This is a genomic window from uncultured Maribacter sp. (assembly GCF_963977385.1).
Taxonomy (GTDB): domain Bacteria; phylum Bacteroidota; class Bacteroidia; order Flavobacteriales; family Flavobacteriaceae; genus Maribacter.
The window spans coordinates 24,255-37,190 of the sequence record NZ_CAXBOU010000009.1 but is presented as its reverse complement, the minus strand read 5'-3'; the positions used below and the strand labels follow the sequence as shown (position 1 = coordinate 37,190).

The following is a 12,936-nucleotide window of genomic DNA, read 5'->3' as shown; positions in this document are numbered from 1 at the left end:
TTTTCATACATTGCACAGCTGATTACCTTTCCTTAAAAGCATATTACATTTTATCCATTCTATTCTATAAACGATAAAAGTTCATGTTTACCATTCTGACCAGGTTCCCTATTCATTTTACACCTATGCCATTTTAGAATAAAATAAACTGGCCTGTATTTATTTTAAACGTAAAAAATACATCGTAACAATCTTATGCAACAAAAGTTTTACAAACAAGGAAGGCCAGCAAAGCTGGCCTTCCTTGTTAAATAATATATACAATTATGCAGAAATCGATACTTTTCTAATATTCATTAAATAAGTCTTAGGCGTACACTTAAATCTATTTCTAAAAATCTTAGAAAAATAACTTCTACTAGTGAAACCTATCGAATAAACTATCTCAGAAATATTCATATCTGAAGTTTGAATTAATTCTTCAGCTAAAATTAAGCGTTCATTTCTTATGAAATTAGTTACTGTCGTACCCTCCATAACTTTAAAGCCTTCTTGTAGTTTTGTTGGTGAAAGGCCATACTCCTTACTTAAATCGGTTACCGTATAAGGATATTCAGGTTTTCTTTTAATAGCATTTACAGCTTCCTCAATTCTTAACAACTCTTTTTTAGTTAAGAAGGTACTCACTTCCCCATCACTTTCAATATCTTGCTTACAATGAAGAATCTCAAGCGCCAATGTAAAGTTTACGATACCTTCAATTAAAAGTTTTCTAACCAAACCTTTTTGAGAAATAGCTCGAATTTGTAATAATTGCTCTTTTATTTTTAGATTGAAAGTTCCAATATGAGCATTGTTATCTTCATTTAAGAATGATGCAAATAATTGGTCATACAAATCAGATCCATCAGTATTTTTAGCTATTTGCTCACTGTCTTGAGTAACCTTTATAACAGACAAATTAGATTTTGTGTCTTGTCTTAATTTAATATTTATGATTTCATTAGCCCCCCCAACAACAACTGTCTGCAAAGCCTCTACCTTAGATGTATCACCACCCTTGGTGAAATTAAAATTACCTTCTAAGCAGTATATAAAATACAAACTACGATTGTGATCCAATTTTAAATCAAAATTAAAATCCTCTATCAATTCCAAATCATATTCGGTATATGATATTCCAGAGTTTAATGAAACGGTTTGAATTCTGCCGGTTCCTTTCTCATTATCGTATTGCAATACGCGATCACCTTCAAAGCTCGAAATACTTCCTCCTAAAACGTTATTGAAATAATTTAGTTGATTATGGACTATTTGCATGATATATTGTTTAGAGTGTTATTTAATGATTCATTTTCCGAGCTATTGAAACTCTTTACAAACCCAGTTGATCTTTGATGATTATTTGTATTGTGACCGTTAGAAGCTTTTGCTCTTACATTCCCAACTCTAGCATATTGAAGATTTTTCATAAAGATTGATTGTTTGCTGATACAAATATCTACTCTATGACCAGTAATTGTGTTACATCATTTTCAAAAGCTGTTACACAATTTTAAGAACTACTCTATTTTAGAGTATTAAATTAATAATGAAGGCTATAATAAAGTTGGCAAGTACACGGTGAACTCCGCACCTTTATCTAATTCTCCTTTTGCCTGTATCAACCCATGGTGCGATTGCACAATCTTTTTACAGATCGATAATCCTAGGCCTGTACCAGAAAATTCATTTTTACCATGTAGCCTTTGAAAGATTTCAAATATTTTTTCTTCGTACTTTTTTTCAAATCCAATACCATTGTCAATGAATTGAATTTTCACATAACTAAGCCCGTAAGGCACAAGTTCAGCAGGCAAATCTTTTCGTGGTACTATTTTACTTTTGATTTGGATCTTTGCCTTGGTTTCTGGTTTCATATATTTTAGAGAATTACCAATAAGATTAGCAAATAACTGTTCCAATTGAAACTGCACTCCATTTACGACCGGTAAGGCATCTGAATTAATCTCAGCATCCATATCACTTATACGTTCGCCTAAATCATCTAAAACATTAGTTAGTACATCATTTAAGTTGATTCTTTTAGGTTGCTCATCAACTTCCTCCACTTTTGAATAAGACAGCAGGTTATTAATGAGGTTTCGCATTCTGTTTGAAGAAGATTTGACTTTCTCCAAATACCCTTGAGACTTTAAACTCATATTGTCTTTTTCTTCTTCGTTCAATCGACTAACGAACATTTGAATTTTACGTAAAGGTTCTTGCAAATCATGACTCGCTACACGATTAAAAGCTTCCAAATCTGAATTTGTTCTCTTTAACTCTGCGTTTTTCGTTTGTAGTTTAGATTCCGATTCTATTTGTTGGGTGACATCTCTTATCACCCCTACCATATACCAATTCCCTTCTTTTTCGTAACACTCGCCTATAGTATTCATATACTTCATATCATTAGATTTAGTATATATGCGAAAAACTAGGTCAGATTTAGTTTTATTTATGCGAGATTCCTTAAAACTTTCTTTTACTTTTTCAATATCATTAGGGTGAACAAATGTTAACAAACGGTCAAATTTATCATCGAACTCATTTGGTTCAAAACCGAACATACGATATACGTTATCAGAATATTTAATCTGCTCTTTTCCTAAGTTCCACCTAAAGCTACCAATGTTGGCTACGTGTTCAGCTTCTAACAACAATCTATTTTGAATAAATAATTGCTCTTCGTATTTCTTTTCTTGAGTAATATCTTTTGAGAAAAGAATTAAGCCATCATTCATTTTAACGGCTCTTGTACTTAACCAAAATGATTTTTTATTGAAAATAAATTCTCTTAGATAATCCTTATTCTCACCCGTAGAAAAACATTCTTTGAGAATATCAACAACCCCATTTTCTAAATTTTGAGGATAGTATTCGAATAACGTTTTACCAATTATAAGTTCCGGCTCTTCGTTAGTGATATCATCCATTCGGTTATTGATATACTCTATCCGAAAATCAATAATTTCATCAGCCTCATTAAATATTGGTTTTATATAACAGATAATACTATCATTATTATCTAACACTCTATAACTAAAAAGGTTAGAAATTTCAAGCTCATGTATTTTAGCTTGTAAATCGCTATCTGAAAGACTCGATTCTTTGTCGACTACATAATAAACCTTAGCTTCCGTTATACTTATTAAAAGGCCATTACTATAACTATCTATTTTAAACTGCATGTTCAAATTCTTGAGACCAACCTTTTGAACAAAATTAAATGCTTTATATTTTTTTGATTTTAATACCGCATCTAAATGAATTACTAAATCACCAAATTCGAAAAATTTAGTTAATTGATTAATTGCTTTATTCTGAATACTCTCGCCCTTATTTGAAATAAGGGCTTCAGCTTTCTTATTTGCGTATACAACTACAAAATCTTTTGCTTCATTAGAATTTTTAGCATTTGGGCATATAAACACCAAAGCTTCGTTAGAATCATCGACAATATTCTTAAAAAAACTATTTGATGTAGTATTTGTCATACGCATTTTAAAAATTTAATACTCTTAAATAGATTACTGCGAAATAAGCAGTATTAATTTGATTTGACTAGTGCTAAAACTAAAAAAGTTGCTCCTAACAGAGCAACTTTTTTAATTAAATTTTATATGGGTCATTAAATTTTCAATAAAAAATTTTCTTTTTTAAAATCATTTAAATGATAAGCCCAATTCATTTTAACTACCTGTTTCAATGATTTTTTCAATTCGCTGAAACTAGACGGCTTTTTAATATAGATATTAGCACCTTTTTCAAAGGTCTCTTCAATATCTCTTTCAGCAGAAGATGTTGAATAAATGGCTACTAGCAAATCTTTTAAATGTGGTGTACGACGAATTGCTTCTAGACATTCGAACCCATTCATTATAGGCATATTCAAATCTAAAAAAACTAAATCTGGTGGATTTTCAGTTTCTTTAAGCAAATACTCCATACAGCTTTTACCATTCTCGAGCTGGTGTAAATCAGTATTAAGCTCAATGCCTTCTAATGCGTCTGCAAAAAACTGCCTATCATCTTCATCATCATCTACAAGAAGTATTCTTAATTTATCCATTTTTCAAATTTCATATTGGCTGAAGAACTATTCTTCTTATTTTTTTCTAAACTTCAAATATTGGGTTATGGTTAACCCCGTTACTTTCTTAAATTGATTAGACAAATGCGGAACACTACTAAAACTTAAATTATGCGCTATTTCACTTAAACTCGCATTTTCTAAGAGTACTAACTCCTTCACCTTTTCTATTCGCACTAAAATATAAAAATTCTCTATTGACGTATATGTTTTACTAGAAAACAAATTTGAAAGATATGGATAGCTAAAACCCAATTGGTTAGATAGTAGTTCTGAAATTTTTACATTTCTGATATCTCCATCATGTACCATTTTCTTTATGTAAATCTTTATTTCCTCAACAACATCAAGATTTTCTTTCGTCTGAATTTTTATGCCAAAATTATCAAGTTCATTAGAAATAGACCCCAGTTTCTCGTCACTTAAATCATCTAAAAACTTAATAGTACCATCCTGCAAAATTTTAAAATCAACCTCAGCAGCGAGCATTGTTCTATGAAATAATTCATTAACCATTTTTTCAGGGTCATATATGAAACTATACTCCATTCAATAAATTACAATTAATTCGCTACTCAAAAGTTTGTAAAATTATAGCATTAAAAAAAAATTCTATAACAAAATACGGTAAATTATTACCACTTTCGAATCCAATTACAAAAAATGACAGTTTTTCTGTTTTTTGACCGCTAATGCTTTATAAAACAGAATCTTGACGCTGCTTATCCCTAAGATTTTAGGAAAATTAATGAGGCATAAGCCGGTATATTTATCTTACCTGTCCATGCTTTAGTATCTGTTTCTTCTTCGACCACCTTAACACTGTCTACAGGTAAATCTGAAAATGCGGAATCATATTCTTTACTAGCAGCATTTATTCTTATCTCGTACGGCTGGTCTGCATTTAATCCTATGCCATAATCTTCATATTCTTGATTACTGAAATTTAAAACTACCAATACTGATTCATCAGCATTATTATCATCGAACCTAGTATAAGCAAGTACTTTAGTTTCATGATTTACATGTAGAATTTCAATGTTCTGACTTCTTAATCCTTCAGCCCCTTTTGCCTCCCCTGTTCTTAGTTTAATTACATCTCGAACCAAATTTTCAATTCCTTTGTGTCTTTCCTCCTTGTTCCAATCCAAACCTTCGGTATCCTTAAAATATTCATCTTCAATAAATTCTTGCCCTTGAAAAAGCATAGGTATACCTGGCGCTGTTAAGGTTAGTACGATACCTAAAATAGCTCTCTTTTTAGCAAAATCGCTTTCTGCATCGCCGGGCTGAATCTCTTCTGGTACCCTTGCTTTACCATTGGCCACCTCGTCATGAGACTCTGTATATACAATACGACTAAAGGCATCATTGCTATATTTGAACTCCAGCGCATCAATAACTTTTTGAAGATCCCTACTATCGTCATGCGCATCTTCTATGACTTCACGAATTGGATGTACAAAGTTCATATCCCATTGCGAACCATAAGCCAGACCATTCATTTCAATTGAATCGGTTACCCTACTATCCCCTTTTAAATCTTCTGCAATGGTTAATACATGTGGATACTTTTCTCTAATCTCCGTATTGATATCCCGCATTAAAATATTACCCTCTTCAATTTCTGTATCATACCCTAAGCCGCCACCTTCATATCTTATATAAGAAGTCGCATCCATACGTAAACCATCACAATGATATTTCTCAATCCACATTAATGCATTATCTCTCAAATATTGGCGCACCTCTTTTCTACCATAATCTGGTCTAGTATCACCCCAAGGAGTCACACTTCTATGGTCATTATAAAAATATATTCCGCCTTTATCATTCTCACTCCACCCATCAAATTGCCATAAGTCTACATCTGACGGACCAAAGTGATTATACACTACATCTATAATAACTGCGATACCAAGTTTATGGGCTTCATTCACCAATTTTGCAAATCCATCTGGACCACCATAATCTTGTTCAATTGCAAAAGGATGCGAAGGGTTATACCCCCAAGATATACCGCCTGCGAATTCTGCTACGGGTAGTAATTCTATACAATTAACACCTAAATTTTTTAGATATTCTAGTTTACTGATAACATCTTCAAAAGTACCTACCGCATCAGGATTCGACCTGTTAAAGGTGCCTACATGAAGTTCATAAATAACTAATGCATTCCAACTTGGCATTTTAAAATTGGCATCGTCCCAATTAAAATTCAGGGTTCTAATAACTGAATTTCCATTACTATTCGTTACTTCAAAAGCATATGGGTCGTTTCTAGAAAGTATTTCACCTTCAAATTGAATGAAAAATTTATACTCGTCACCTTCAGAAACTTTCTCGGTTATAGCGGACCAATACCCATTTTCCTCTTTCTCTAAAGAAATCTCATTTTTAGACCAATCATTGAAGCTTCCGCCAACGAAAACATTTTCTGCATGTGGAGCCCACACTCTAAAGGTTACAGCGCCATCTTCTAAGACAGCACCCATACCTGCCGATTTTGATATTGTAGTGTTCATGCGACAAATTTAGAGTGTCGTTTTAACAAAAAATATCTATAAAAAAACATGTGTTAACTCTAAAAGATAAATGTTAAGCTTCTAGTTTTTAACATGTAATATAAAATTTAACAAACCACTGTAGGAATTTAAAAAACATATGCACAATTGTATGACTGAGAAATGAGGAATTCTGGTCCATTATATAAAATAACAAAACCTACTTATAAATTGCTGCGCATAAAACAGCTAAAACGGTATATTTATATGGTATTTTCTTGTCTGCTAGGCATAATTACTTCAAATACTGCACCACTACCCGATTCACCACTTGCGCTAATAATGCCATTATGATTCTGCACAATTTTCTTAACTATTGCCAAGCCAACGCCCGTTCCCACATACTCTTGTTTTCCATGTAATCTTTGGAATACTTCAAAGATTTTTTCAGAAAATTGCTTGTCGAACCCAATTCCATTATCGGTTATTGTAATTTTTGCATAACTAACACCAGCCTTTAAAAATTTATCATCGTTTTCTAAACCTTCTATTGTCTCTCCAACAATTTTTATTTCAGGTGGCACATCAGCTTTTGAATATTTAATTGAATTAGATAATAAGTTGTAAATTAATTGACGAAATTGAAAAGGCACTACCTCAAGTTTACAACTACTTAATAACTCTACTGTACCTTGTCTTTTCAACAACTCTTCACCTAAATCATTCTCAACTTCATCAATAACAGATTTCAAATCAATAAGTTCAAATACTCTTTTTTCAGTATCGGTTCGTGAATATGCCAATAGGTCATTAATCAATGATTGCATTCTATTAGCTGCAGACTGTATTTTTTCGAACTTCACCTTACCACTTTTTGATAAGTTATCATACTCCCGCTCCATCAAAACCTCAGCGAACATCTGAATTTTTCGAAGTGGTTCTTGAAGATCATGACTAGAAATATAAGCGAACGACTGAAGTTCTTTATTCATTGACGCTAGTTTAATATTGCTATTTGCAAGCTCTCTAGTTCGATGATCAACTTCACTCTTTAAATGTTCTGCAAATGATTTTTGCTTGTCGATATTCATCCCTGTACCTATGAAACCGACCATTTCACAATCTTCCAACTTTGGCACACCCATGACCTTGAACCATTGATAAGTATTGTTCGCCGCATTTTTGACTCTATATTCTAAAGAAAATTTTGACTTGTCTTCGACCGCCTTAGCAAAGCCTGAATACACAATTTCTATATCATCTGGATGCACACTATCTTTCCAAACCTGCCCAGTAAAGTCAGCGCTGTTTTCCACACCTACATAGTTAAGAAGTTCACGATTGGCATATTGTATATTTACATCGCTGTCTGTAATCCAAATCCAAATTGGTGATAAATCGGCCATTTCACGAAAACGATGTTCACTTTCGCGCAGACTATTAGCAGCTTTTACGGCATCCGTATTATCTGTGCATACTGTTAATACACCGGCAACATTACCCGACTCATCTTTTACCGGACTATAACTAAAGGTCCAGTAAACATCTTCTAATTGACCATTTCGAAAAATAGGAATCAACTGATTCTCTCTCCAAATAGATTCTCCTTTCTCAGTAACTGAATGAAGCAATGGTGAAATATCGTCCCATATCTCTGGCCATGCCTCTTTACCGCTCATTCCTAAAATAGATGGATGTTTACCATTTATACCAAGACTTGGCCTGTAAGCATCATTATAAAAACATTTTAATTTTTTACCCCAAAAAAGAAACATGGGAAAAGGGGAATTCAACATTATACTAATGGTTGTTCTAAGGGTTTGCGGCCAGGTTTCTGGCAACCCAATTGGTGTTTTTGACCAATCTTTCTTACGCATCAATTCGCCCATTTCACCCCCATCTTCAAGAAAATAAAACTCTTTGTTCTTATTGATCATTGAATTGTTCTTATGATTTGAAAATTTACCTCAAAATTATATTAAACTTTAGTATTTGTAACACAATACTATTAAATCCAACTTTATTTCGATTTTTTCTGAGTTACACTTACAAATAAAACAAATCAAAATTTAAAAAATAACCCTAAAAGAATTTGGGTGATTTTTTTTATGTGATACAGCACATACAATTAATAATTTTTTGAAAAAAATAAAAATTTGACCTATAGTAAATATTTCAAAAAACATCAAATTTTACCCAAAATGAACCAAAAAACCTTTTAAAATAGTCAAATAAATCATAAAATGGTCAAATTACTTGTGTTTTAACTAAATATTGCTATGTTATATATGAACCAATATATACTATATGCGACAATTAAAGATTACCAAACAAATTACTAACCGAGATTCAAAATCCTTAGAAAAATATTTTCAGGAAATCAGCAAAATAGATTTGATTACTGCTAATGAGGAAGTAGAGCTGGCTAGAGAAATTCGTAAAGGTGATCAAAAGGCATTAGACAAATTGGTAAGTGCCAATTTAAGGTTTGTGGTATCTGCAGCAAAACAATATCAAAATAGAGGATTACGATTAACCGATTTAATCAATGAAGGTAATTTAGGTTTGGTAAAAGCTGCTAAACGTTTTGATGAAACTAGAGGGTTTAAATTTATCTCATACGCTGTATGGTGGATCAGACAATCTATATTACAAGCACTTTCAAAAAAATCTAGGGTAATTCGATTACCACAAAATAAAATTGCAACGAATACCAAGATATACCAGGTGTATTCTACATTAGAACAAACCTATCAAAGACCACCTAGCCCAACCGAGATAGCATCAGAATTAGACATAAGTGTATCTAAAGTGAAAAGTTCCATTAAATCATCTGTTAGACATGTATCATTAGATGCTCCTTTTAAAGACGGTGAATCGTCTTCATTGCACCATGTAATCGAATCGAAAAAATTGGATAGTCCAGATAAAGAAATGATTGATGAATCGTTAGAAATGGATATCAATCAAGTGCTGAATAAAATTCCAGAAAGACAAAGTGATGTTCTTCGACTTTATTTTGGCCTCGGTAATCAACAACCTATGAGCCTGATAGAAATAGGAGAGCTTTTCGACGTTACAAGAGAACGCGTTCGTCAAATTAAAGACAAAGGTCTTAGAGCACTTCGTCGCAAATCTAACACAGAAATGCTACGGGCTTATCTATAAGCCTACTTTATTACTATAAGCATTAATCCCCGCTTATAAATCAATTATTAATCCATATTGAGGATAGTATAACATAAGCTTAACACGTCATATTAGGACTTGGCTACGCATATGTTATGTTAACCACTATAATACTACACCATGAAATTTATTTATGTTAAAAGACAAAGCAATACTAAAGAATTATATAGAACGAGAACAGAACTTAAAAACTTAAAGGTTACTTCAATTACAAAATACTTTTTGGGCATACCAATTAAAAATATGCATACCTATAGACAGATCTACTATGGTAGAAAAAACAATGCTATTGAGAAAATGCTATTTATTTAAAAGCACATACATAAAATAATACAATCAAGACATAATTTGAATTTATGAAGATATTAGTAATAGGAGCTGGAAATATGGGCTTGACCTATGCAGAAGGCATGTCGAAATCAAAATTATTGAAGAAAAGAAATATAATGGTACTCGATACTTCAGAAGAGAAATTGGAAGAATTACGAGAGAATCCACAATTTGATGCGTTCGACGATTTAAAAAAATGTGCGCCACAGGCAGATATTATATTTATTGCAGTTAAACCTTATCATGCTGAGAGTGTATTTCTTAAACTGAATCCTTTAGTAAAACCAGGGCAGATTATAATATCCATTATGGCGGGAGTTACTATGGAAACTATAAAAAATCTAACCGGTCTTACTAAAATCGTTAGAGCTATGCCCAACTTACCGGCTTCAATTGGTAGAGGGTTAACGTCTTTTGTAGCTTCTGAAGATGTCACTAGAATAGAATTGTTGACCATTGAAAGCTTACTAGATACTACAGGGAAATCTGTTTTAGTGAGCGATGAAAATTTTATTGATGCCTCTACAGGTATATCTGGAAGCGGACCTGCCTATGTTTTCTATTTTATGCAAAGTATGATGGAAGCTGCACTGAAAATGGGTTTTACACCAAATGTGTCCAAAATTCTAGTGGCTCAGACCTTTACCGGTGCCATAGAGCTTTTTAATCAGAATGAATTATCACCGAATTCTTGGATGGACAAGGTTGCAAGCAAAGGCGGTACCACACGTGCAGCTTTAGACTCTATGGAAAATAATAATGTTGGAGAATTAATTAAAGAAGCAGCTTTCGCAGCTTTCGAACGGGCCGTAGAACTTGGTAAAGAAAAGACACATGTATAAACAGAAAATTGTTGTTAAAGTAGGTACTAACGTAATGACCAATAAAGACAACCGAATCGTGAGACCGGTATTGCGAAATTTGGTACAGCAAATTGCCGAACTCTATGAACAAGATATTATTACCGTACTTGTATCCTCTGGTTCTGTAATTGCTGGTAAAGAGGTCTTGGGTACATCAAGCATTGAAAATGATACACAGCGAAGACAGGTTTATTCCGCCATTGGGCAACCTCGTATGATGCGTCATTACTATAATATTTTTAATGATTATGGTATGAAATGTGCACAGGTGCTCCCTACCAAAAGAGATTTCACTCCTGGGATACACAGAGAGAATATGATCAGCTGTGTCGAGGGCCTTTTATCCGAAGGTGTTATTCCTATTGCCAATGAAGATGATGCCGTTTCGGTGACCATGAGTATGTTTTCTGATAATGATGAGTTGGCAAGTTTAATCGCTCAACTTATTGATGCCGATAAGCTGATTATTCTAACGGATATCGACGGACTTTATACAGGGCATCCAAATTCTGACAGTAGCGACCTTATAGAACATGTGAATCCTGAGGAAAATCTTGATGAATTTATAAAGGACAGTAATAAGAAAGCAGGCGAAGGCCGTGGAGGTATGGGCTCTAAATTAGATTATGCTCAACAGGCAGCAGCCAATAATATACCCACCTATATCGCCAATGGTAAAAAAAACCGCACGTTAATTGATATTATTGAAGGAAAAAATGTAGGCACAAAAGTGACCTTAGAAGAAAAAGCAGAAGTATAATGAAATTACTATCTACAGAATTAAAAAACAACGTATTACAGAGCATGGAGCGCATTCTTGATGAAAATCGAAAAGCAATCCTCAATGCCAATAAAAAAGATTTAGATCTATTTAACTTGGATGACCAAGCTATGTATGATCGACTAATAGTAACGAACAGTAAAATTAATGGGATGATTGCTTCTATCAAAGAAGTTAGGTCGCAAGAAGATCCCGTCAGCAAAACCATCTCCACGAAATCATTGGATAATGGTCTTGAAATTAACAATAGAACCGCACCCTTTGGCACCATCATGATTATTTACGAGTCTAGGCCAGATGTAACTATTGAAGCTGCCGTTTTAGCATTTAAGGCGAATAACAAGATATTTCTAAAGGGAGGTAAAGAGGCATTACACAGCAATACAATTCTTACCGAACTTTGGCATAGTGCATTGGAAGAAAACGGATTGTCAAAAAACTACATTCAACAATTAATCTTAAGCCGTGAAGAAACCCAAATGTTCTTGAAAAATCCGCCTGAGAAATTAGATTTAATCGTGCCAAGAGGTGGAGAGCGACTTATTAATTTTGTTAAGCAAAATGCTTCTTGCGCTGTGCTTGTAAGTGGGCGTGGTAACAATTTTCTATATGTAGATGAAAATGCAGACTGGGAGAAAAGCATAAAAGTTATTCTCAACGCAAAAACAGCTAAAATATCTGCTTGTAATGCGTTGGATAAAATCTTGATCAGTTCGAATATTGAAAATTACAGCGAAAAACTTAAAGACCTCTATAAGCTGTTACAAGTGAACGGAGTGGAAACTTTAGTGGACCCCAATGTCAATAATTTAATTGAAGGATCCAATATCATTGAAGATGAATCTGTTTGGAAAGAAGAATTTCTTGCAATGAAATGTTGTTTGGGCGCTGTTGATTCTCTCGAAGAGGCCATTAAAAAAATCAATATTAATTCTGGTGGCCATTCTGCCACTATCATGACCTCCAATAAAGAATCAGCCATGCAATTTATGGAAGAAGTAGATTGTGCTGCCGTATACCAAAATGCATCTACACGTTTTACCGATGGCGGACAAATGGGTGTTGGGGCAGAATTAGCGATTAGTACCGATAAGCTTCATCACCGCGGACCTCTAGGGTTAAAGCAATTGGTTACCAATAAATATTATGTGTTTGGTGATGGTCAAATTCGTGAATAAAATTTTCAGATTCATA

At 33.4% G+C, this 12,936-nt stretch carries 11 protein-coding genes; 5 read left to right on the top strand and 6 right to left on the bottom strand.

Translation table 11 applies throughout. The annotated features are described in order from the left end of the window. Positions 1 to 264: 264 nt before the first annotated feature. The 6 genes from AAC084_RS10785 to AAC084_RS10760 all read right to left on the bottom strand — a co-directional run bounded on the left by AAC084_RS10785 (position 265) and on the right by AAC084_RS10760 (position 8,516). Positions 265 to 1,260 carry an AraC family transcriptional regulator gene (locus tag AAC084_RS10785; RefSeq protein WP_339840190.1) on the bottom strand — a complete coding sequence of 332 codons (996 nt, stop codon included), beginning with the start codon at positions 1,258 to 1,260 and terminating at the stop codon, positions 265 to 267. Positions 1,261 to 1,538: 278 nt separating this feature from the next. Then, complete coding sequence (locus tag AAC084_RS10780) at positions 1,539 to 3,485, bottom strand: ATP-binding protein (protein ID WP_339840189.1); 1,947 nt, start codon at positions 3,483 to 3,485, stop codon at positions 1,539 to 1,541. Positions 3,486 to 3,613: 128 nt separating this feature from the next. Next, complete coding sequence (locus AAC084_RS10775; protein WP_339840188.1) at positions 3,614 to 4,054, bottom strand: response regulator; 441 nt, start codon at positions 4,052 to 4,054, stop codon at positions 3,614 to 3,616. A 36-nt stretch (positions 4,055 to 4,090) separates the two neighbouring features. After that, positions 4,091 to 4,624, bottom strand: coding sequence for an AraC family transcriptional regulator (locus tag AAC084_RS10770; protein WP_339840187.1), 534 nt, complete (start codon positions 4,622 to 4,624; stop codon positions 4,091 to 4,093). Between the two features lie 179 nt (positions 4,625 to 4,803). Then, positions 4,804 to 6,600, bottom strand: a complete 1,797-nt coding sequence (locus tag AAC084_RS10765) for an alpha-amylase family glycosyl hydrolase (RefSeq protein ID WP_339840186.1) — start codon at positions 6,598 to 6,600, stop codon at positions 4,804 to 4,806. Positions 6,601 to 6,842: 242 nt separating this feature from the next. Further along, positions 6,843 to 8,516, bottom strand: coding sequence for an ATP-binding protein (locus AAC084_RS10760; protein ID WP_339840185.1), 1,674 nt, complete (start codon positions 8,514 to 8,516; stop codon positions 6,843 to 6,845). Between the two features lie 370 nt (positions 8,517 to 8,886). On the opposite strand from AAC084_RS10760, the gene AAC084_RS10755 reads away from it, so the two are divergent. From AAC084_RS10755 to AAC084_RS10735, 5 genes are all read left to right on the top strand, one after another. Further along, a complete protein-coding gene (locus tag AAC084_RS10755) occupies positions 8,887 to 9,747 on the top strand; it encodes an RNA polymerase sigma factor RpoD/SigA (protein ID WP_339840184.1) in 861 nt (286 codons plus the stop codon). A 141-nt stretch (positions 9,748 to 9,888) separates the two neighbouring features. Beyond that, on the top strand, positions 9,889 to 10,080 hold the full coding sequence (locus AAC084_RS10750; RefSeq protein ID WP_339840183.1) for a hypothetical protein: 192 nt from the start codon (positions 9,889 to 9,891) through the stop codon (positions 10,078 to 10,080). A gap of 44 nt (positions 10,081 to 10,124) precedes the next feature. Then, positions 10,125 to 10,940, top strand: a complete 816-nt coding sequence (gene proC / locus AAC084_RS10745) for a pyrroline-5-carboxylate reductase (RefSeq protein WP_339840182.1) — start codon at positions 10,125 to 10,127, stop codon at positions 10,938 to 10,940. Beyond that, the gene (proB, locus tag AAC084_RS10740; RefSeq protein WP_339840181.1) at positions 10,933 to 11,721 is read left to right on the top strand and encodes a glutamate 5-kinase; all 789 of its coding nucleotides are present in this window, start codon (positions 10,933 to 10,935) and stop codon (positions 11,719 to 11,721) included. Before proC ends, proB begins: the two co-directional genes overlap by 8 nt. After that, the gene (locus AAC084_RS10735; RefSeq protein ID WP_339840180.1) at positions 11,721 to 12,920 is read left to right on the top strand and encodes a glutamate-5-semialdehyde dehydrogenase; all 1,200 of its coding nucleotides are present in this window, start codon (positions 11,721 to 11,723) and stop codon (positions 12,918 to 12,920) included. The genes proB and AAC084_RS10735 overlap by 1 nt, the downstream gene beginning before the upstream one ends. The last annotated feature ends 16 nt before the right edge of the window (positions 12,921 to 12,936 follow it).